We start from the raw sequence: 20,289 nt of genomic DNA, 5'->3' as shown, positions 1-20,289 counted from the left end.
CACAGCGCTGTCATTCGAGCCGCGGCGAGGATAGCGCGCCCTCGCGGCGCCGGCCCGGGCTCGCCGAGGCGCCCGAGGTGCTAGAGGTACGGCCCCGTGCGCGGCCGCTGCTCCGGCGCCGCGGCCGCGGGCAGGCTCGCTCGGCGCATCTCGGCGAGCTGGCTCTGGGCCGCCACCTGCTGGGCGAACAGCGCCGCCTGGATGCCGTGGAAGAGGCCCTCGAGCCAGCCGACGAGCTGCGCCTGGGCGATGCGCAGCTCGGAGTCGCTCGGCTCGTCGGAGCTGAACGGCAGCGCGAGACGGTCGAGCTCGGCGACGAGGTCCGGGGACAGTCCCTGGGCGAGCTCGTGGACGGAGTGCTCGTAGATCTCCTTCAGGCGCTGGCGGCTCGCCGTATCGAGCGGGGCCTGGCGCACCTCCTCGAGGAGCTGCTTGATCATCGAGCCGATCCGCATCACCTTGGCAGGCTGCTCGACCGCCTCGACGGACTCCTCGCGCCGCTCGGCGTCCTCCCCCGGCGCGTCCGTTCGCCGCTCCTCGACGCCCGGCTGCACGACCACGAAGGGCTGGCGGGGTTCGCTCTCGTTCTCGCTCATGGCTCCGAGTCTCGCGCGCCGAGTGGGTGCGGCCGCACCGCCGGTGCGGAACGGGACTCCCCCGGCCCCCGAGTGGTCGGGGGCCGGGGGAGGCGCGCGGCGGCTAGGGGGGGAGCGCCGCTCAGGCGCGCGCGACGCGGCGGAGGTCCTCGAGGGACATCTCGGCGGTGACCTCCCCACCGCACTGGTCGCAGTGCGCGGTGTGACGCCAGGACCGCAGCAGCCGCGTCCCCGAGGCGTCGAGGAAGACGACGAACGCGTCGGAGTCGTCCTGCAGGACGAGGCGGTCGTAGGGGCGCCAGTCGGTCACCACCGACGACTGCTGGCGAGCGGACTTGAGCACCCGGCAGAAGCGGCGGTCGACGGTGTCGAACAGCCACGTGCTGTGGCAGGACTCGAGCACGAGGAAACGGTCGCGGTCCGGGTTGGCCAGGATCTCGGCCGGGGTCGGCAGCGCCGTCACCGGGTCCTCGTGCCCTCCAACCGATAGCTCTCGCAACTCCACACCACGATCATGACGGACCAGCACGACGGCGTGAGCGCGGCGAGGTTGCAGTTGCGTGACAGTTCGCGCCGCTGCGCCTAGGCGAGCTCGAGGCTCGTCGAGTTGATGCACCACCGCCGGCCCTCGGGCGCCGGCCCGTCGTCGAAGACGTGGCCGAGGTGGCCGCCGCAGCGGGCGCAGGCCACCTCGGTGCGCACCATCCCGTGGCTACGGTCCTCGCGCAGCTCGACGAGCGACGCGTCGATCGGCCGGGTGAAGCTCGGCCAGCCCGACCCCGAGTCGTACTGCGACGCCGCGTCGAACAGCGCAGCCCCGCACCCCGCGCACCGGTAGGTGCCGGGGCGCCCGGGGTGGATGTACTCGCCGGTGAACGGCGGGTCCGTTCCCCGCTCGCGCAGCACGTGGAACTGGGCCGGCGTGAGCCGGCGGCGCCACTCCTCCTCGCTCAGCTCGAGGCGCTCCACGCCCGCCATCGGCGGCAGGCTAGCGCCTCGGTCCCGGCCGGCGACCCGGGCCGCCGGACCGGGGGGCGAGCGTCGCCTCGAGGAGGCGCTGGCCGATCCCCTCCAGCGCGAAGCCGGCGAGGTGGTCACCCGCGTCGTGCAGCTCGCCGGCGAGCCCCTCCAGCGCCGCGACCGCGTCGAGGGTCGCCTGGCGCGGCAGCGAGCCCGCCGTGGCCGCGATCGCCGCCTCGAGCCGGTCCTGCTCGGCACGGACCCGCGCCCCGAGCGACGGGCGCGCGAGGCGGGAGACGGCGCCGAGACCGGCGAGGAGCTGCGTCGCGACCGCAGCCTCGACGAGGGCATCGACGAAGCGGACGGGCCGGGGCGGGGCCGCGTCGAGCAGGGGCGCGCCGCGCGCCCGTCCGCACCGTGGCGTCCGCACGGCGCGAGGGTCCCCGGCCCGCCTACCGCCGCCGCTACCGTCGCCTCACACGAGCGGCCAGGGGTACGGGCGCTCGCCGCTGGCGGGCGCCGGGAAGGTACCGAGCTCGAGGAGGGCGCGTGCGCGGCGCGCGAGCGCCTCGGACTCCTCGGGGCTGAGGAGGCTGGCGACGGCCTCCGGCACGCGGCGCGCGAGCGCCTCGCAGCCGGCGAGGAGCTCGCCCGGCAGCGGCTCGCCGGCGAAGTCCCACATCACGGTGCGCAGCTTGGCCTGCGCGTGGAAGCACAGGCCGTTGTCGATGGCGTAGACCCGTCCGGCCCGGTCGACGAGCAGGTGGCCGCCCTTGCGGTCGGCGTTGTTGGCGAGGAGGTCGAAGCCGGCGACGCGACGAAGCGCCGCGTGGTACCGCTCGTCCTCGAGCAGCGAGAAGTAGTGCTGCTCGAAGTCCGCCTCGACGAAGCGCTGGAGCGATCCCTCGCCGAGCGGCCCGTCGCTCCGCAGCACCGTCTCGGGGACGACGCCGAGACCGAGGGCCTCGGAGAGCTCGTAGGCGGCGACCTCCCGGCGGTACAGGCCGGCGGGGAAGTCCCACAGGCGGCGCTCGCCGCCCGCCGGCTTGTACACGGCCCGACCGAGCCGATCCCCCCTGACCGTGACGAGGAAGGTGGCGTTCGAGCTCCAGGGCATCCGGCCGACGAGCTCGAGGGCGCCGCGCCGCAGCAGCGCCAACCACTCCGCCGGGCTCAGGTCAGCGGCGGCCGGTGGCCGTTCGTCCTCGGGCACGCGTGGCCCCTCGGGTCGAGCGGGAAGCCGCACAGCGGGCACGGCGGGCGACCGGCCTCGACGAGGCGGACCCCTTCGATCGCGAGGGCGCCCGCCTGCTCCCGGGTGAGGGCGAGGCGCGCCTCGGCGCCCTCCTCGTCCTCGCCGACGAGCTCCTCCGCGAGGACGACGATGCGGTCGTCGCGCGCGTCGTAGGCGAGGGCGAGGGCGCCGACGACGAAGTCCGCCTCGCCGAAGGCCTCGAGGGTCCCGGCAGCGTCCGCCGGGAGCTCGCCGGCGCGCGGGAGCCGCTGCAGCAGCTCGCCGAGGCGCTGGGACAGCGCAGCCACCTGCTGCTTCTCGAGCTTCAGCGTGAGGAGCTCGGCACCCTGGCGAGCCTGGAGGAAGAACGCCCGCTGGCCGACCGGCCCGATCGTGCCGACGCTGACGCGCTCCGGCTGCGCGAACTCGAAGCGAGCCCTCATCGGCTGCGCCCTCGCGTCGCGCCGTGGGCGCCGAGGACGCGAAGCGTCTGGAGGCCGTCGGCGACGTTCTGCGCGAGCACGAGGGGGCCGCGCGGGCCGTAGGCGATCGCGCTCACCGAGGCGGGCGAGACCTGGATGCGCTGCATCGCGTCGAGCGGCGCGCCGAGGGCGTGGCCGAGCGCGACCTTGATCGGGTCGGCGTGGCTCACCGCGATGATCACCTCGCCCTGGTGGCGGCCGACGAGGCGCTCGATGGTCGTCACGACGCGCGCCTCGAGCTCGACGAAGGACTCGCCGCCGGGGAAGCGGAACGTCGAGGGGCGCGAGACGACGACCGGCCACTCGGGCGAGCGGCTCAGTACGGCGAGCTCGGCGCCGGTCCACTCGCCGAAGTCGCACTCGAGGAGGCCGCGCTCGACGCGAGGACGCAGGCCCGTGGCCCGGCCGATCACCGCCGCCGTCTCCCTCGCGCGCTCGAGCGGGGAGGTGTAGAGCGCGGCCAGGCCGCGCAGCCCGGCGAGGCGGGTGGCGGTGCGCTCGGCCTCCTCCCTCCCCTCGGCCGAGAGGTGGAGGCCGGGCGCGCGGCCCGGGAGCACCTTGCCCGTCGTCGGGGTCGAGGCGTGGCGGACGAGGCAGACGACGGTCGGGGGCGCGAGGCGGCGGCGGGTGACCATCAGGCCCGCCCGAAGGACGCGTCGTACCGCTCGGCCATCGCCAAAGACCGTAGCCTTGCCGGCGATGGCTCCCGACGGGAGGACGGCGCCACGCGACGAGCGCCGCCACCTCGAGCACCTGGCGCAGGAGATCGTGGCCTGCCGGGCCTGCCCGCGGCTCGTGGCCTGGCGGGAGGAGGTCGCCGCGCACCCGCGAGCGGCCTTCGCGCACGAGACCTACTGGGCTCGCCCGCTCCCCGGCTTCGGCGACCCGGCCGCTCGCCTCGCCGTCGTCGGCCTCGCCCCCGCCGCGCACGGGGGGAACCGCACGGGCCGGATGTTCACCGGCGATCGCTCCGGCGACTTCCTCTTCGCCGCGCTCCACCGAGCCGGCTTCGCCAGCCAGCCCGAGAGCCGGGCCCGCGACGACGGGCTCGTCCTGAAGGATGCCTGGGTCACCGCGGTCGTCCGCTGCGCGCCGCCGGCGAACCGGCCGACGCCGGCGGAACGGGACGCCTGCGCGCCCTTCCTCGCGCGCGAGCTCGCGCTGCTCGGCGAGGTACGGGTCGTCGTCGCCCTCGGGTCCTTCGCCCTCGGCGCCCTCTGGCGCCTGCCCTCGCTCGCCGCCGGGCCCCGGCCGCCCTTCCGGCACCTGCTCGAGGCGCCGCTCCTGCCCGGGCCGACGGGAGCCGGGCGCACGCTCATCTGCTCGCTGCACCCGAGCCAGCGCAACGTCTTCACCGGCCGCCTGAGCGCCGCGATGCTCGACGCCGTGCTCGACCGGGCACGAGCGCTCCTGCGCTGAGACCTGCCGGGTCGAGACCGGGCTCGACGCGGCACCGGGACCCCGACCGCCCGCAGCCCTCCTCGCGACACCAGCGCCCTCGCCACCGACTCGTCGACCGTGACGCTTCGACGTGGACCGTGTCGAAGGCGCAGCGCGCGACGGCGCTCGTCGAGTGGTGGACCTCCGAGGCGACGGCCGGCTGGCGCGGAGCTAGCTCCCCGACCCGAGCGCAGCGAGGACCTTCTCCGCGTGCCCGTCCACCCGCACGCCGTACCAGACCCGCTCCACGCGCCCGTCGGGGCCGACGAGGAAGGTCGAACGGATGACGCCGAGGGTCGTGCGCCCGTAGAGCGTCTTCTCGCCCCAGGCGCCGTAGGCCTCCATCACCGAGTGGTCGGCGTCGGTGAGCAAGGTGAGCCCGAGCCCGTAGCGCTCCTTGAAGCGGCGGTGGGAGGCCGCCGGATCCGGCGAGATGCCGAGCACCTCGACGCCGGAGGAGGCGAAGTCGGGGAGCAGCTCGTTGAACTGGCACGCCTCCTTCGTGCAGCCCGGCGTGTCGTCGGCCGGATAGAAGTAGACGACGACGCGGCGGCCGGCGAAGTCGGCGAGCGAGACGGGACGTCCCTCCTCGTCCGCGAGCGTGAACGGCGGCGCAACGTCTCCGGGTGCCAGCCTCGCCATCGTCGCTCCCTCCCTCGGCGCCAGCCGGCGCGAGGATACCGGCCCACGGCCCGAACGTCCTCGGTCGCGCCGCGAGGTGGCAGACTCGTCGCGTGACCACCGTGACCTTCGCCGACCTCGGCGTCGACGAGGTGCTCGTCAGGCAGCTGTCCTCGCAGGGGATCGAACGCCCCTTCCCGATCCAGGCGCTCGCCATCCCCGACGTCCTCGCCGGGCGGGACGTGTGCGGCAAGGCGAAGACCGGCAGCGGCAAGACGCTCGCCTTCGGCCTGCCCCTGCTGATGCGCACGCCGCCGGCCGAGGCGAAGCGCCCCGCCTCGCTCGTCCTCGTGCCGACCCGCGAGCTCGCCCTCCAGGTCGCCGGCGTGCTCGCCCCCCTCGCGGGCGCGCTCGAGCGCCGCGTCGGCGTCGTCTACGGCGGCGCCGACCTCGACCGCCAGGTGGCGGCGCTCGACACGGGCCTCGACCTCGTCGTCGCCACGCCGGGACGCCTCATCGACCTCGTCGCGCGCGGCGCCGTCGCGCTCGAGGCGGTACGCACCCTCGTGGTCGACGAGGCCGACCGCATGGCAGACATGGGGTTCCTTCCCCAGGTCGAGTGGCTGCTGCGGCGGATGGCCGGCCGGCGCCAGACGCTGCTGTTCTCCGCCACCCTCGAGCCGGCGGTGAACCGCCTCGTCGCCCGCTACCTGCACGAGCCCGTCTTCCACGAGGTCCGCTCCGACACCGTCACCGTGCGCGCCATGGAGCACGTCTTCTTGAAGGTCCACCAGATGGACAAGGCGAGGGTCGCCGCCGCGATCGTGGCGGGGGCCGGCAAGACGATCCTGTTCTGCCGCACCAAGCGTGGGGCGGACCGGCTCGTCGCCGAGCTGCGCCAGGCCGGGGTGCGCGCCGCGGCGGTCCACGGCGACCTGCGCCAGCCGATGCGGGAGCGGGCCCTCGCCGCCTTCGCCGCGGGGAAGCTGCCCGCCCTCGTCGCCACCGACGTGGCGGCGCGCGGCCTGCACATCGAGGGCGTCGACGTCGTCGTCCACTACGACCCGCCCGAGGACCACAAGGCCTACCTGCACCGCTCGGGGCGCACGGCGCGCGCCGGGGCGCGCGGCATCGCCGTCACCCTCGTGCTGTGGGATCAGGAGCTGAGCACCGAGCGCCTCCAGCGTCGCCTCGGGCTGCGCCGACCGATGGTGGAGATCTTCTCGAACGACCCGCGCCTGCGCGACCTCGACGCCCTCTGCGGGGAGCCGCCGGCCGCGTCGAGCGCCTCGTGACCGGCGAGGACGCGCCGCGGCGCTACTTCCGCCAGCTCCTCGCCGGCTCGGACTTCGCGAGGGACGACCCCGTCGCCCGCCAGATGGCGAACTACGTCTACGCGCTGGGGGACCGCTCGAGCGGCGAGGCCGTCCTCGTCGACCCCGCCTACGACCCCGAGGAGCTCGTGGCGCTCCTCGAGGAGGACTCGATGGCCCTCGTCGGCGCGGTCGTGACCCACTACCACGCCGACCACGCCGGCGGGGCGCTCGGCCCGACGGCGATCCGCGGCGTCGCCGAGCTGCTCGAGGCGCGCGACGTGCCCGTGTACGCGCAGGCGAGCGAGGTCGCCTGGCTGGCGCGCTCGACCGGGCTCCCGGAGCGTGCCTTCCGGCCCTGCGAGCCCGGCGAGGTCCTCCGGGTCGGCGCCCTGGCGGTCACGCTCGTGCACACCCCCGGGCACACGCCCGGGAGCCAGTGCCTGCTCGTCGGCGACCTCCTGTGCACCGGCGACACCCTCTTCCTCTCCGGCTGCGGCCGGACCGACCTTCCCGGCGGCGACCCCGACGAGCTCTACGAGAGCCTGACGCGCCGTCTCGCGCCGCTCCCGGATGGGACCCGGGTCTTCCCCGGCCACGCCTACGACGCCGCCCCCTCGGGTCGCCTCGGCACGCTTCGGCGCGAGAACCCGGTGCTCGCGCCGCTCGATCGCCACGCCTGGCGGGCCGCCTTCGCGCCGAAGCGGACCGGGCGCGGCTAGCGGCGGGCCGGCGCGCTCGCCGGCTCAGGCGCCGCCGCGATCCGAACGGGACGCGCTCGACGGGGCGGACGAGCGGATCACCGCGGCGACGCGCCGGCAGATCTCCTCGAGCACGGGCGCGCTCGTCGCGAAGTTGAGGCGAACGTGGCCCCTCCCGGCCGGCCCGAAGCTCGGCCCCGAGGAGCACACGACGCCCGAGCGGCGCGCGATGACCTCGGCCGGGTCGTCGCCGAGGCCCGCCGCCCGGAGGTCGAGCCACGCGAGGTAGGTGGCCTCGGGCGGGTGCACGCGCACGCCCGCGAGCGACCCGAGGGCGCGTACCACCTCCGCTCGGTTGACCGCGAGCCGACGGAGCACGGCGTCGAGCCAGGCGTCCCCCGCCGAGAAGGCCGCCAGGGTGGCGTGCATCCCGGCCACCGAGACGCTCCCGCGGATCGCGGCCGGCAGGACGTCGAAGGCCTCGAGCAGGTCGCGCGAGGGGAAGGCGGCGAACGCGCAGCGCAGGCCGGCGACGTTGAAGGCCTTGCTCGCCGACGAGAGCGTCACGCAGCGGCGCGCCACCTCGGCGTCGAGCGAGGCGATCGGGACGTGGGAAGCCCCGGGCAGCACGAGGTCGGCGTGGATCTCGTCGGCGACGACGAGGAGGTCGTGCTCGCAGGCGAGCGCGCCGAGCGCGGCGAGCTCCTCTCGCCGGAAGGCCCGGCCGGTCGGGTTGTGCGGGTTGCACAGCAGGAGGCAGCGTGGGCGCTCCCTGGCCACGAGGTCGCCGAGACGCTCGAGGTCGAGCTCGTAGCCGCTGGGTCCGGCGACGAGATCGGCGGTGAGCACCCGCCGGCGCGTCTCGCGCACCGCGTCGAAGAACGGCGGGTAGGAGGGGGTGAGGAAGACGACGCCGTCGCCCTCGGCTGTGAGGGACCAGACGGCCGCGTAGATGGCCTGGACGACGTCGCTCGTCAGCACGACGCAGCCGGGGTCCACCTCGAGCCCGTGCCGCTCGGCGTACCGGCGGGCGAACGCCTGGCGGCAGGACTCGGCGAGCCGGGGCGAGGGGTACCCGAGGTCGTCGCGCCGCACCGCGTCGATGAGCGCATCCCGCACCGCCGGGGCGAGGGGGAAGTCCATGTCCGCGAGGCCCGCCGCGAGGCCGTCCGGGCCGACGGAGGACCACTTCGCGCCGGCGCGGGCGCGAAGCTCCGGCGCACCGTAGCGGTCGAGGTCGACGCCTGACCCGCTCGAGGCGGCCTCGGAGCTCGCGACGCGCACCCGCCGACGCTACCCAGGCGCGCGCCCGGACGGCCATCGGCACCGTGCCGCCGCTAGCCTCGCGGTCCGAGCGCGAGAGGAGGTGGAACGTGCCCGAGCCGAGCGACGCCGTCGTCCCCGACAGCCACGCCGACCTCCTCGGGGCGACCGTCATCGCCCACCTCGCGACGGTCGGACCGTCCGGCGAGCCGCACTCGACCCCCGTCTGGTTCGACTGGGACGGTCGGCGCGTCGCCTTCTCGACCACGACGCGTCGCCAGAAGTACCGCAACGTGCGGCGCAACCCCGCCGTCGCCGTGTCGATCGTGGACCCGGCGAACCCCTACCGCTACCTCGAGCTGCGAGGCCGCGCCACGATCTCGGACGACCCGGGCAACGCCTTCATCGACGCCATGGCGAGGAAGTACCTCGGCGAGGACGCCTACCCCTTCGACCAGCCGGGCGACGAGCGCGTCGTCATCTCCTTCGTGCCCGAGCAGGCGAGCTACCAGTAGCGGCGCGCTCGCCGTCCTGCGGCGCTCGCGCCACGCCGGTGCACGCGACGACGGCCGCGCGAGCGAGGACGCGCTCAGGCGAAGCGGCGCAGTAGGGCGGCGCGGGCGCGCCGGTAGGGGGGGTAGACGACGGGCAGGTCGCGGGCGGATCGGCGCCGCAGCACGGCCCGCCGGTGCGAGAACGTCTCGAAGCCCCACCGCCCGTGGTAGGCGCCGGTGCCGCTCTCGCCGAGGCCCCCGAAGGGCAGGCCCGGCACGGCGAAGTGCTCGAGCACGGAGTTGACGACGAACGCGCCCGAGCGCGTCCGCTCGAGCACCGTCTCGAGGAGGGCGCGGTCCCGCGCGAAGACGTACACGCCGAGGGGGGTCGGGCGGTCGTCGATGATCGAGAGCGCCTCCTCGAGGTCGGCGACCGGGACGACCGGCAGGATCGGCCCGAAGATCTCCTCGCGCATCACCGGGGCGTCGAGGTCGACCCCGAGCAGGATCGTCGGCGCCACGTACCGACGGGCGCGATCGACGCTGCCGCCGGTCACGACGGTGCCGCCGTGGTCGCGCAGCAGGGCGGCGAGCCGCTCGACGTGGCGGTCGTCGACGATACGGGCGAGGTCGGGGCTGGCCGCGGGGTCCGGCCCGTAGAAGCGCGCCACCTCCTGCGCGAGGGCCTCGACGAGCTCGCCGGCGACCGAGCGGTGGACGAGGACGTAGTCCGGGGCGAGGCAGGTCTGGCCGGCGTTGAAGAACCGTCCCCAGGCGATGCGGCGCGCCGCGGCCCGCACCTCGGCGTCGTGCCAGACGAGGGCCGGGCTCTTGCCGCCGAGCTCGAGGGTCACCGGCGTGAGGGTGGCGGCCGCGGCCGCCATCACCGAGCGGGCGATCGTCGCGCTGCCCGTGAAGAAGACGTGGTCGACGCGCGCCGCGATGGCCGCCTGGGTCACCTCCCCGCCGCCCTCGACGACCGCCACGCAGCGCTCGTCGAGGTAGCGGGGGAGCAGCTCGGCGAGGAGCGACGAGCACGCCGGCGCGTGCTCCGAGGGGCTCGCCAGGACGCAGTTGCCCGCCGCGAGCGCGGCGGCGAGCGGCGCGAGCACGAGGTTGACCGGGTAGTTCCACGGCGCGACGACGAGCACGACGCCGAGGGGCTCGCGCCGCACGCAGGCACGCGCCCCGAACAGGGCGAGCGGGACCCGGACGCGCTCGGGTCGCGCCCAGCGCCCGAGGCCGGCCTGCAGGGCGGCGAGCTCCCGGCGCACCGACGCGACGTCGGCGAGGAAGGCCTCGATCGACGGCCGGCCGAGGTCGGCGCCCACCGCCGCCTCGATCGCCCCTGCCTGCTCGGCGAGGAGCCGCTCGAGGGCGGCGAGCTGCGCGCGCCGCCAGCCGAGCGGCCGCGTGATGCCGGCCGCGAAGCTCTCGCGCAGGCGCGCCACCGCCTCGACGGCGGCTCGAGCCTCGCTGCCTCCCGTCGTCATGCCGCTCCGTCCTCGACGGGCACCGCCCTCGGTGCCCGCAGACCTAACGGTAGGCGCGTGCCCCACCCGACGGCGCGCCGCCGGCGAGCGCGAGGCGCGGGCGCGGCGGCGCACGGCGCCCGGCTCCGGCCAGTCGCCCGACGTCGGTCCAGACCTCGGCGCGCGCGAAGGCCGCCGTCGGCGGCCCGAGCGCGGCGCCCACCCAGGCGGCGATGCCGGACCAGTCGCGCGGGCCGACCTGGACGACGACGGCGCCGACGCGCTGGTCGCGAAGGAACCGCCGCAGCTCGGCCACGAGCGACGGGGTGATCGCGGACGGCACGCGCGCCGCCGGGAAGCCCGGGGCGGCGAAGGGCAGCATCGAGTCGATGAACATCGCCTCGACACGCTCGGGCGCGAGGACCGACGGGAGGAGCCAGGCGCGCCCGTGGCGGTCCGGCACGAGGGCGTAGCCGCCGAGGAGCCGAAAGCGCATGCCCGACAGCGCCTGCCAGAGCATCGCGTTGTCGCGGAACGCCGTCGGGTAGGGGTAGGCGAGGACGGCCGTGCCCGGCCGCAGGACGCGCCACGCCGCCGGTCCGACGGCGTCGTTCGGCGCCAGACGGACCGTCCGGTACGGCCAGCGCGGGACGAGCGACGCGCACGTCGCGCACGCCGCGAGCGCGGCGACGACGCCCGTCGCGGCGCGACGGGCGCGTGGGCGCCCCGTCGCCTCGCGCCAGCCGAGCGCGCCCTCGGCGCGCAGCGCCTCGACGCCGAGGGCGACGATGGCCGCGACGAAGAAGGCGACGTAGAGCGAGAAACGGACGGGCAGCACGTTCGAGAGCACCGGCAGGCGGCCGAGCGCGCGCCACGGCAGGCCCACCGGCAGGCGCTCGGCCCGCCGGTCGACGTGGAGGCTCGGCCCAAGGGAGAGGACGAAGGCCGTGGCCGCCATCAGGGCGAGGAAGGGGAGCCAGCGCCGACGGCGGAGGCGGACGACGAGCCAGGCGGCGCTGACGAGGAGCGGCAGGCCGAGGTAGCTCCCGTTCTCGTCCACGTTGAGCGGTCCGCCGACGAGGGACGTGCCGAGCCTGGCGAGCCGCACGGGCGCGACGAGCTGGGCCTTCGTCGGCAGGATGGGGCCGAGCAGGTCGGCGTTGTAGACGTTCGAGTAGCCCTGCGCCGGGCCGACGTAGTGCGCCGGGCCGTGGAACATCATCCAGATCGGGTAGGCGACGAGCGGCGCCGCGACGCCCGCCGCGCACGCGAGCCCGGTCGCGACGCGCCGCCAGCGCCGGGGGGCCGCCGCCGGCCGGAGGACCAGCAGGTAGACGGTCCCGATCGCGACGAGCAGCGTCGTCGTGGCCAGGACCTCGGCCGAGATGAAGAACTGCGCCGTGGCGAGCGCCCCGAGCGAGAGCCCCCAGCCGACGGCGCTCCCCCGCTCGCCCGCCACGAGCTCGTAGGACGCGTAGAGGAGCAGCGGCGGGATCGGGACGAAGATGAGGTCGAGGTGGACCGATCCCTGGGTGACCATGTAGGGGGAGAAGCCGTAGAGCAGGCCGCCGAGGAAGGCCGGAGCAGCCGAGCAGCCCCAGCGGCGGAACACGAGGTAGGCGGAGCCGGCCGACAGCGGGAAGGCGAGGAACCGCAGCAGGTTCAAGGTGGCGACGGGGCTCACGGCCACGGTGAGGGGGGCGCCGAGCAGGCCGAGCAGCGGTATCCCCGTGTTCTGGGCGAGGTCGACCCCGACCGGGGCGTTCAGCCAGTTCGTCGCGAACAGGTTGTGGCCGTGCAGCAGGGCGAAGGGCGTCCAGGCGAGGAACCAGACCGTCTGGGTGATGTCCCCGCCCGGCTGGGTCGGCAGCGCCGACGGATCGCCCGGCCAGATCGGCCAGTCGGCCGCCAGCGCCAGACCCGCGTAGACCACGGCAGCGAGCAGTCCCGGGCCGACCAGACGGACGCGCCGGCGCGCCGGCGCCCCCGCGGCGCTCGGCCGCAGCTCGAGCGGCTGCGCGAGCGCCTGGAGGCTCATGGCCGCCGCCCGCAGGCCGCTCGCGCCGCGAGCCGCTTCGCCCGCGCCTCGCGCGGCGTCGGCGACACGCTCCTCCCCTCCCTGGACGGCGCGGCCCTGCTGCGCCGAGGCCGCGGGAGGGGCATCGTAACACTTCCCTAACATCTGCGGCGGACCCTACGGCGTCGGCGCGCTCCCGGCGAGGAGGGCGTTCAGGGCGATCGGCGCCGCCGCGCCGTTGAGGCTCGCGGCGAGATTCCCCGCGAGCTGGCGCCGCCACAGCCTCGCCGCGTACCGCCGGACGAGGTCGGCGGCCTCCGGCACGGGCCGCGCGGCGTCGAGGAGGAGCAGGTTGCGCGCCAGGATGGCGTTGAACGCCGGTCCCTGCTGGTCGAGCGCCCGAACGGCACGGAGGCGCGCCAGGCAGGCGCGCGCGGTGCTCGCCGCCTCCTCGAGGTGGCGGTGCCGGCCCGACGCCCTCGCGAGGAGGACGCCGGCCCCGATCATCGCCCCCTGGTTGTAGCTGTAGATCCGGCCGTCGACCCGGCCGTCGGGCGCGATCTGGTCGGCGTACAGCTGCGCCGGCGTGAGCAGGCTCCGGCGCACCCAGCCATAGAGGCGTCTCCCCCACTCCAGGTGCCGCGTCGCACCGCCGAGGAGGTAGAGGCGCAGCGCGAGCGCGGCAGCGGGAGCGTTCGAGCAGGCGGTACGCCCCGTGCTCCAGGCGGGCTCGGCCCAGCGGATGCCGCCGGGGTGCGCCCAGCCCTCCTCGTCGGACCACCCGCGGGCGAGGAGCTCGAAGATCGCCGCGGCGCGCTCGAGGGACGCGACGGCGCCGGTGAGGTCGTGCTCGTGCAGCAGCGCGAGCCCGACCCAGGCGTTGTCGTCGAAGTAGAGGTCGCCCCCCGGACCGAGCGGCGGGAGCACGACCGAGCAGTAGGCGCCGGGCCCCCGTCGGTAGGCGTCGAGGGCCGCGACGGCGTGCTCCAGCCGCTCGACGGCCTCGTCCCGCGAGGCCGAGCGAGCCGGCCAGGTACCGGCCAGCGCGCAGAGCGCGGCGAGGGCGTTGGCGAACGGCCACAGGGTGGCGATCCCCGCGCCCGGGACCGGGCGCGCCCGGAGCAGGCCGACGCCGGGAAGGCCGAAGCGCGCCGCAAGGCGGCGACCCAGCCGGGCGGCACGCCGAGCGTGGCGCGCCACGCCCGTCCCTCTCGACGGGCCGCTCACGGCGGTGGTGGCCCCGCGCGGCGCCTGCGGGGACGCTCGGAGGGGACCTCCAGCCCTGTCGGCGTTCGGCGCCGGCAGGCATGCTCGCGACGCCAGGGAGCTGGCGGGGGCGAGCCGCGGCGTTCGCCGGCCCGGAGGCGAGGAGGAGCGCGATGTCCGAGAACCGAGTGTGGACGATCGAGGTGGTCTTCACCGAGGACGAGGATCGCACCCGCGCCGATGCGCACCTGCACGCAGGCGGGCGCGACCTCGCAGGATGGGGCGCGGCGCGCCGCCACCCGGCCGACCCGGACGTGCCGCTCATCGGCGAGGAGCTCGCCGCGGCGAGGGCGCTCTCCCAGCTCGTCCACCGCCTCGTCTACGAGGCCGAGGAGCACATCGCGACCAGGGAGGGCCACGCCGTGACGCTCCACCTGTGAGCGGTGGGCGCCCGGTGCGGCGCGCGCGCCCTCGGGCGGGCTCACCCCAGGGCGTCCAGCCGCTCCTGGAGGTACTCGAGGATCCTGATGTGCTTCGTCGTGTCGAGCTCCATGAGGTCGACGAGCAGCCGCCACAGCGTCGCTCGCTCGGCAGGGCGCAGCTCGCGAGCGAGCTCCCGCAGGGAGCGCTCGTCGGAGCGTTCGAGCTCGAGCAGGCGGCGGGTCTGCGCGCTCAGCGCGGGGCGGTCGGCGGGCGCGGGGTTCGGCGGATCCGGGATCCTCGGAGCCTCCCCGCGATCGAGCGACGCGCTGAGCTGCTCGAAGATCTCGTGGTGGCGGCGCTCGTCGTCGAGGATGAGCCGCAGCAGGTAGCGCGTCCCCTCGTCCCCGGTCGTCTGGGCGACGAGCTCGTAGGCGTCGAGCACGTGCGTCTCCTCGCGCACGTGCGAGCTGAAGGCGTGCGCGATGCGCAGCTGCCAGTCGTTGGACAGGGCCTCGGTCGACCGCTTCTTGATCATGGCGCGATGCTGCCAGAGCGCACGGCCTGAATCGATAGGGTCGATCGTCACACCGGCAGGCGTGTGACGATCGACCCTGGCGGCGCTGCGAGCTCGAACCTGCAAGCTGGGCGCAACCGCCCAGACGAGGAGGCCTGCGTGATGCCCGGGACGCGTCCCACGGGGGCGCCGGCGAGCCCGCCGCCGGCCGCGCTGGCACCCGTCGACGTGCTCCTCGCCGACGGCTCGACGGCGCGCGTGCGCCCCGCGACGCCGGAGGACCGCGCTGCCCTCGTCGACTTCCACGCCCGCCTCTCGCCGGAGAGCGCGTCCTCCCGCTACTTCGGGGCCCACCCCCGCCTCAGCGAGGCCGACCTCGCCCGGGTCACCTCGGGCGGCCCGGACGACCTCGCGCTCGTCGCGGAGCGCGACGGCCGCGTCGTCGGCCTCGCCGAGTACCACCGCGTCGTCGGCCACGAGGAGGCCGAGGTCGCCCTCGTCGTCGACGACGCCTACCAGGGGCGGGGCCTCGGCACGCTGCTCCTCGAGCACCTCGCCAGCGAGGCCCGGCTGCGCGGCGTGCGGCGCTTCGTCGCGGACATGCTGCCGTCGAACGCCCGCATGCGCCAGGTCTTCGACGGTGCCGGCTTCGCGACCGTCTCGAGCCGGTCCGACGGCGCCGTCCACGTCGTGCTCGACATCGCCCCCTCCCAGGCGTCGATCGAGGCCACCGAGCGCCGCGACCGCGAGGCCGTCCTGCGCTCGATGAGCCGCCTCCTGCGGCCGAGGTCGATCGCGGTGATCGGCGCGTCGCGCCGGCCCGGCTCGATCGGCCACGAGATCGTGCGCAACCTCGTCGCCGGCGGCTTCCAGGGGGCCGTCTACCCCGTCAACCCGAGGGCGGAGGCCGTGGCGAGCCTTCCGTGCTGGCCGAGCGTGACCGACGTGCCCGCGAGGGTCGACCTCGCGGTCATCGCCGTGCCGGCCCCGGCGGTGCTCGGGGTCGTCGGCGAGTGCGGCGCGAAGGGGGTAGGCGCGCTCGTCGTCGTCTCGGCCGGCTTCGCGGAGGTCGGGAGCGACGGGGAAGCAGCGCAGGCGGCCCTCACCCGGCTCGCCCACGGATGGGGGATGCGCCTCGTCGGCCCGAACTGCTTCGGCGTGGTGAACACCGACCCCGCCGTCCAGATGAACGCCACGTTCGCCCCCGAGCGGCCGCTCGCCGGCCGGGTCGGCTTCGCGTCGCAGTCGGGCGGCCTCGGCATCGCCATCCTCGCGGAGGCGAGCGCCCGGGGGCTCGGCATCTCGAGCTTCGTGTCGATGGGCAACAAGGCCGACGTCAGCGGCAACGACCTCCTCGTCTGGTGGGACGAGGACCCGGCCACCGCTGTCGCCCTGCTCTACCTCGAGTCCTTCGGCAACCCCCGCAAGTTCGCCCGCCTCGCCCGGCGCGTCGGGCGGCGCACCCCGATCGTGGCGGTGAAGGCGGGGCGCACGCGCGCGGGCATCGCCGCGGCGTCCTCGCACACCGCGGCGATGGCGAGCTCGGAGCAGGCCGTCGAGGCGCTGTTCCGTCAGAGCGGCGTGGTGCGCGTCGACACCGTCGAGGAGCTCTTCGACGTCGCCTCGCTGCTCGCGCACCAGCCCGTGCCCGCAGGCGAGCGGGTGGCCATCATCACGAACGCGGGCGGTCCCGGGGTGCTCGCGGCCGACGCCTGCGTGCGGTCGGGCCTGTCCGTGCCGGCGCTGTCCGACGAGCTGCAGGCGCTGGTGCGCCAGGCGGCCCCCGCCGCGGCGAGCGTGCGCAACCCGATCGACCTCGTCGCCTCGGCGAGCGCGGACGCCTTCGGCCGCGCGCTCGAGCTCGTCCTGGCGAGCGGGGAGGCGGATGCCGCGGTCGTGATCTTCACCCCGCCGCTCACGACCGAGGCGGTGGACGTCGCGGCCGCCATCGCCGCGGCGGTCGACGCGGCCGGCGCGCGGGGGATCGACCGACCCGTCCTCGCCACCTTGTTCGGCACCCACGCGGGGCGCAGCATCCTCGCGAACGCCCGCCGGCCGGTGCCGACCTTCACCTACCCGGAGACCGCCGTCCGGGCGCTCGCCCACGCCGTCGCCTACGGCCGCTGGCGGTCGCTGCCGGCACGCCTGCCGGCGGTCGTCGCCGGCACCGACGCGAACGAGGCCCGCCGGCGCCTCGCGCCGGCCGGCCCCGACGGCTGGCTGACGGGCCGGCGCGCGCTCGCCGTGCTCGAGGCCTACGAGATCCCCGCGCTCGCGACCGTCGAGGTGGCGAGCGCCGAGGACGCCGCGCGGGCCGCCGAGGAGCTCGGCGGGACCGTCGTCGTGAAGGCGCTCGGCCCGGGGATCATCCACAAGAGCGACGTCGGCGGGGTGCGCCTCGGCGTCGAGGGCCCGGCCGCGGCACGCGCCGCGTTCGAGAGCATGGCGCGCTCGATCGGCTCGGCGATGACCGGCGCCGTCGTCCAGCCCCAGGTGCACGGCGGCGTCGAGGTGATCGCCGGCTTCGTCCAGGACCCCCAGTTCGGGCCCGTCGTCCTCTTCGGCCTCGGTGGCGTCGCCGTCGAGCTCCTCGCCGACCACCGGGTGGGCCTCGCGCCGCTCAGCTCCGAGGAGGCGCGCGAGATGGTCCTCGGCGTGCGCGGCGCCCCCCTGCTGACCGGCTACCGGGGCTCGTCCCCCGTCGACGTCGACGCCCTCGTCGACCTCGTGCTGCGCGTCAGCCGCCTCGCCGAGGACCTCCCGGAGGTCGCGGAGGCCGACTGCAACCCGGCGATCGCCACGCCGGCGGGCGTCGTCGTCGTGGACGCGCGCCTGCGGGTCGCGTCGACGCCGCCGGCCCCACCCGACGACCGGCGCCGGCTGCGCTGAGCATCGAGCGGGGGCGTCGAAGTGGGGCCCTCCGGCCGGGTCGTTCTCCCCTGTCGGCGAGCGGCGTCCAGCGGGGATGGTGGTCACGACCAGGGAGCGAGTGAGAGGAGCACGAGATGCGACGCAAGGTCTTCGACGTTCTCGTCAGCGCCGGGGGCGCGCTGCTCGTCGTGGTGCTGGTGGTGGCCGGCGCGCTGCTCATGTGGGGCTACACCTTCGCCAACAGCAACGTGCACAACCAGCTGGCCGAGCAGCAGATCTTCTTCCCGTCGAAGGCTGCCTTCGCCCACGCCAAGCCGGGGACGGAGGTGACGCCGGGGATGCGCCCCTACCTGGAGCAGTACGCCGGGCAGCAGGTGCTCACCGGCCCGCAGGCGGAGGCCTACGCTGACCACTTCATCGCCGTGCACCTGTCCGAGATGCCCTACCACGGCGTCTACTCGAAGGTGAGCGCGGCGTCGCTCGCGCACCCGAACGACGCGAAGCTCGCAGGGCTCGTGCAGACGGTGTTCCGGGGAACGACGCTGCGCGGCCTCCTGCTCGAGGCCTACGGCTTCTGGACCTTCGGCCAGATCGCCCTGTGGGCGTCGGTCGCCTCGTTCTGCCTCGCCGGCGTGCTGGCCGTCCTCGTCGTCCTCGGCTTCTGGCACGCCTCGCGCACCCGCGAGGACGCCGAGCTCCTCGGGCGCTCCTCCGGAGGGCTGCGCGCCGCCTGAGCGCTGCCTCCCGAGCTCCCGCCGCCCGGCCACCCGGCCGGGCGGCGGCGCGTCCGGGCTCGCGCGCCCCGCCGCCTCAGCCTCGGACCGGCACCCGCCAGGACAGCGCGGTCCCGCCGCCCGGACGCGAGGCGAGCGCGAGGTCGCCGCCGAGCGCCGCGGCACGCTCGGCCATGTTCGCGAGGCCGCGCCCGCCCGGAGCCCTCGCCGTGGGGATCCCGACGCCGTCGTCGGCGACGGTGAGCTCGACGCCGCCGTCGATCGCTGACAGCGTCACCTCGACGTGGCGGGCCCTGGCGTGGCGCGCCACGTTCGACAGCGCCTCGCGAAGCGTCGAGAGGAGCTCGGGCGCCACCGCGCCGTCGACGCTGCGGTCGACGGTGCCGACGAAGCGGACCTCGGGCTCGAAGCCGAGGCTCCGGGTCGCCTCGGCGCACACCTCGAGCACCTGGGCGCGCACGCCCTTGGCGGCGGCCGGCGGCGGCTCGAGGGCGAAGATGGTCGTGCGGATCTGGCGGATGGTGTCGTCGAGCTCGGCGACCGCCTCCTGGATGCGCTCGCGCACCTCCGGCACCTCGGTGACCGGCAGCACGGACTGCAGGGCGAGGCCCGTGGCGAACAGCTGCTGGATGACCCGGTCGTGCAGGTCCCGCGCGATGCGCTCGCGGTCCGCCGCGACGCTGAGCTCGCGCACGCGCGCGTACAGGCGGGCGTTGCCGACGGCGAGCCCGGCGGCCCCCGCGAGCGCGACGGCGAGAGCCTCGTCCTCCTCGGAGAACTCCGGCGCCCCCACCTTCTCGGTGAGGTAGAGGTTGCCGAAGACCTCGTCTCGCACGCGGATCGGCACGCCGAGGAACGAGCGCATCGGGGGGTGCCCGGGGGGGAAGCCGACCGAGTCGGGGTGCTTCGTGAGGTCCGCGAGGCGCAGCGGCCGCGGGTCCACGATCAGCAGCCCGAGGATCCCGGCGCCCTCCGGCAGGTGCCCGACGGCCTGCGCCACCTCCTCGTCGACCCCCGTGTAGACGAACTCGGCGAGCCCCTTGCCCTGTGGGTCGAGGACGCCGAGGGCGCCGTAGCGGGCACCGGTGAGCTCGCGCGCCGCGTCGACGACGCGCTGCAGCACGCCCGGCAGCTCGAGGTCGGACTCGACGGCGAGGACGGACGCGAGCAGCGCTCGCAGCCGGGCCGGGTCGTGCAGCGCCTCGAAGGCCACCGCGACATCCTGCCACCTCGCGTGGCACGTACGGTCGCTTGACGCATCGGGCAGACTATGGCGGTGCCCGTGCGCGTCTTCCTCCTCGACGACCACCAGGTCGTGCGCGAGGGCGTGCGGCGCGTCCTCGAGACCGACCAGGACATCGAGGTCGTCGGGGAGGCGGCGACCGCCGCCGAGGCGCTCGAGCGGATCGACGCCGCGCGCCCGGACGTCGCCGTGCTCGACGTGCGCCTCCCCGACGGCGACGGGATCGACGTGTGCCGCGAGATCCGCTCGCGCCACCCCGAGACCGCCTGCCTCATCCTCACCTCCTTCGCCGAGGACGAGGCGCTCGCCGAGGCGGTCATGGCGGGGGCCGCCGGCTACGTCCTGAAGCAGATCCAGGGCAACGAGCTCGTCGCCTCGATCCGGGCCGTCGCGAACGGCCACTCCCTCATCGACGCGGCGACGACGCGGCGCGTGCTCGACGGCCTGCGGCGTGCCCAGGCCGAGCGCCAGGACGTGGAGCGGCTCACCGCCCGCGAACGGCAGATCCTGGACCTCATCGCCGAGGGCAAGACGAACCGCCAGATCGGCGCCGAGCTCTACCTCGCCGAGAAGACGGTGAAGAACTACGTCTCGAACCTGCTCGCCAAGCTCGGCATGGGCCGGCGCACCGAGGCCGCCGTGTACGCGGCACGCCTCGCCGAGCGTCGCAGCCACGCCGCGCGCCGGCCGGGCTGACGACGGGGA

The 20,289-nt window shown here is 75.7% G+C and carries 22 protein-coding genes; 8 read left to right on the top strand and 14 right to left on the bottom strand.

The annotated features are described in order from the left end of the window. Positions 1-80: 80 nt before the first annotated feature. The 7 genes from VKV23_10935 to VKV23_10905 form a co-directional block, all read right to left on the bottom strand. On the bottom strand, positions 81-596 hold the full coding sequence (locus VKV23_10935) for a bacterial proteasome activator family protein (protein ID HLI16548.1): 516 nt from the start codon (positions 594-596) through the stop codon (positions 81-83). Between the two features lie 121 nt (positions 597-717). Then, complete coding sequence (locus VKV23_10930) at positions 718-1,059, bottom strand: hypothetical protein (protein ID HLI16547.1); 342 nt, start codon at positions 1,057-1,059, stop codon at positions 718-720. Positions 1,060-1,178: 119 nt separating this feature from the next. Further along, positions 1,179-1,574, bottom strand: a complete 396-nt coding sequence (gene msrB, locus VKV23_10925) for a peptide-methionine (R)-S-oxide reductase MsrB (protein ID HLI16546.1) — start codon at positions 1,572-1,574, stop codon at positions 1,179-1,181. A gap of 10 nt (positions 1,575-1,584) precedes the next feature. Further along, the gene (locus VKV23_10920; protein HLI16545.1) at positions 1,585-1,986 is read right to left on the bottom strand and encodes a hypothetical protein; all 402 of its coding nucleotides are present in this window, start codon (positions 1,984-1,986) and stop codon (positions 1,585-1,587) included. Between the two features lie 45 nt (positions 1,987-2,031). Then, the gene (locus VKV23_10915; protein ID HLI16544.1) at positions 2,032-2,769 is read right to left on the bottom strand and encodes an SCO1664 family protein; all 738 of its coding nucleotides are present in this window, start codon (positions 2,767-2,769) and stop codon (positions 2,032-2,034) included. Further along, positions 2,730-3,233, bottom strand: coding sequence for a DUF3090 family protein (locus VKV23_10910; GenBank protein ID HLI16543.1), 504 nt, complete (start codon positions 3,231-3,233; stop codon positions 2,730-2,732). Before VKV23_10910 ends, VKV23_10915 begins: the two co-directional genes overlap by 40 nt. Beyond that, a complete protein-coding gene (locus VKV23_10905; protein ID HLI16542.1) occupies positions 3,230-3,907 on the bottom strand; it encodes a histidine phosphatase family protein in 678 nt (225 codons plus the stop codon). Before VKV23_10905 ends, VKV23_10910 begins: the two co-directional genes overlap by 4 nt. A 64-nt stretch (positions 3,908-3,971) precedes the next feature. On the opposite strand from VKV23_10905, the gene VKV23_10900 reads away from it, so the two are divergent. Further along, positions 3,972-4,691: a uracil-DNA glycosylase gene (locus tag VKV23_10900; protein ID HLI16541.1), complete on the top strand. Its 720-nt coding sequence runs from the start codon at positions 3,972-3,974 to the stop codon at positions 4,689-4,691. 192 nt (positions 4,692-4,883) lie between these two features. Here VKV23_10900 and bcp read toward each other — a convergent pair whose 3' ends face one another. Next, positions 4,884-5,354 carry a thioredoxin-dependent thiol peroxidase gene (gene bcp, locus VKV23_10895; GenBank protein HLI16540.1) on the bottom strand — a complete coding sequence of 157 codons (471 nt, stop codon included), beginning with the start codon at positions 5,352-5,354 and terminating at the stop codon, positions 4,884-4,886. Positions 5,355-5,446: 92 nt separating this feature from the next. Between bcp and VKV23_10890 the strand changes: the two genes are divergently transcribed. Together VKV23_10890 and VKV23_10885 are read left to right on the top strand one after the other, a co-directional pair. Continuing rightward, on the top strand, positions 5,447-6,628 hold the full coding sequence (locus VKV23_10890; GenBank protein HLI16539.1) for a DEAD/DEAH box helicase: 1,182 nt from the start codon (positions 5,447-5,449) through the stop codon (positions 6,626-6,628). Continuing rightward, positions 6,625-7,368 carry an MBL fold metallo-hydrolase gene (locus tag VKV23_10885; protein ID HLI16538.1) on the top strand — a complete coding sequence of 248 codons (744 nt, stop codon included), beginning with the start codon at positions 6,625-6,627 and terminating at the stop codon, positions 7,366-7,368. The genes VKV23_10890 and VKV23_10885 overlap by 4 nt, the downstream gene beginning before the upstream one ends. Positions 7,369-7,392: 24 nt before the next feature. On the opposite strand, the gene VKV23_10880 is transcribed toward VKV23_10885, so the two are convergent. Next, positions 7,393-8,631: an aminotransferase class I/II-fold pyridoxal phosphate-dependent enzyme gene (locus VKV23_10880; protein HLI16537.1), complete on the bottom strand. Its 1,239-nt coding sequence runs from the start codon at positions 8,629-8,631 to the stop codon at positions 7,393-7,395. An 89-nt stretch (positions 8,632-8,720) separates the two neighbouring features. Here VKV23_10880 and VKV23_10875 point away from each other — a divergent pair, with 89 nt between their 5' ends. After that, positions 8,721-9,125 (top strand): PPOX class F420-dependent oxidoreductase, encoded by a 405-nt coding sequence (locus VKV23_10875; protein ID HLI16536.1) that lies wholly within the window; start codon positions 8,721-8,723, stop codon positions 9,123-9,125. Between the two features lie 74 nt (positions 9,126-9,199). On the opposite strand, the gene VKV23_10870 is transcribed toward VKV23_10875, so the two are convergent. The 3 genes from VKV23_10870 to VKV23_10860 all read right to left on the bottom strand — a co-directional run bounded on the left by VKV23_10870 (position 9,200) and on the right by VKV23_10860 (position 13,793). Next, the gene (locus VKV23_10870; protein HLI16535.1) at positions 9,200-10,597 is read right to left on the bottom strand and encodes an aldehyde dehydrogenase family protein; all 1,398 of its coding nucleotides are present in this window, start codon (positions 10,595-10,597) and stop codon (positions 9,200-9,202) included. 43 nt (positions 10,598-10,640) lie between these two features. Further along, positions 10,641-12,614, bottom strand: coding sequence for a hypothetical protein (locus tag VKV23_10865; protein ID HLI16534.1), 1,974 nt, complete (start codon positions 12,612-12,614; stop codon positions 10,641-10,643). Positions 12,615-12,770: 156 nt separating this feature from the next. Then, positions 12,771-13,793, bottom strand: a complete 1,023-nt coding sequence (locus tag VKV23_10860; GenBank protein ID HLI16533.1) for a glycoside hydrolase family 76 protein — start codon at positions 13,791-13,793, stop codon at positions 12,771-12,773. Between the two features lie 179 nt (positions 13,794-13,972). Between VKV23_10860 and VKV23_10855 the strand changes: the two genes are divergently transcribed. Beyond that, positions 13,973-14,239 (top strand): DUF1876 domain-containing protein, encoded by a 267-nt coding sequence (locus VKV23_10855; GenBank protein HLI16532.1) that lies wholly within the window; start codon positions 13,973-13,975, stop codon positions 14,237-14,239. Positions 14,240-14,280: 41 nt separating this feature from the next. On the opposite strand, the gene VKV23_10850 is transcribed toward VKV23_10855, so the two are convergent. Further along, positions 14,281-14,757 carry a hypothetical protein gene (locus tag VKV23_10850; GenBank protein HLI16531.1) on the bottom strand — a complete coding sequence of 159 codons (477 nt, stop codon included), beginning with the start codon at positions 14,755-14,757 and terminating at the stop codon, positions 14,281-14,283. Positions 14,758-14,898: 141 nt separating this feature from the next. On the opposite strand from VKV23_10850, the gene VKV23_10845 reads away from it, so the two are divergent. Together VKV23_10845 and VKV23_10840 are read left to right on the top strand one after the other, a co-directional pair. Further along, a complete protein-coding gene (locus tag VKV23_10845; GenBank protein HLI16530.1) occupies positions 14,899-17,625 on the top strand; it encodes a GNAT family N-acetyltransferase in 2,727 nt (908 codons plus the stop codon). Positions 17,626-17,741: 116 nt separating this feature from the next. Continuing rightward, complete coding sequence (locus VKV23_10840) at positions 17,742-18,341, top strand: hypothetical protein (GenBank protein ID HLI16529.1); 600 nt, start codon at positions 17,742-17,744, stop codon at positions 18,339-18,341. A 76-nt stretch (positions 18,342-18,417) separates the two neighbouring features. Here the strand turns inward: VKV23_10840 and VKV23_10835 are convergent, their stop codons facing one another. Beyond that, positions 18,418-19,554, bottom strand: a complete 1,137-nt coding sequence (locus VKV23_10835; GenBank protein ID HLI16528.1) for a GAF domain-containing sensor histidine kinase — start codon at positions 19,552-19,554, stop codon at positions 18,418-18,420. 63 nt (positions 19,555-19,617) lie between these two features. Between VKV23_10835 and VKV23_10830 the strand changes: the two genes are divergently transcribed. Then, entirely contained in the window at positions 19,618-20,280 is a 663-nt protein-coding gene (locus VKV23_10830) for a response regulator transcription factor (GenBank protein ID HLI16527.1), read from the top strand. Positions 20,281-20,289 lie beyond the last annotated feature (9 nt).

It is taken from the genome of Acidimicrobiales bacterium, assembly GCA_035294085.1.
Taxonomy (GTDB): domain Bacteria; phylum Actinomycetota; class Acidimicrobiia; order Acidimicrobiales; family Bog-793; genus DATGLP01.
Note: the sequence above shows the minus strand (reverse complement) of the source record. Positions and strands in the feature narration are given on the sequence as shown.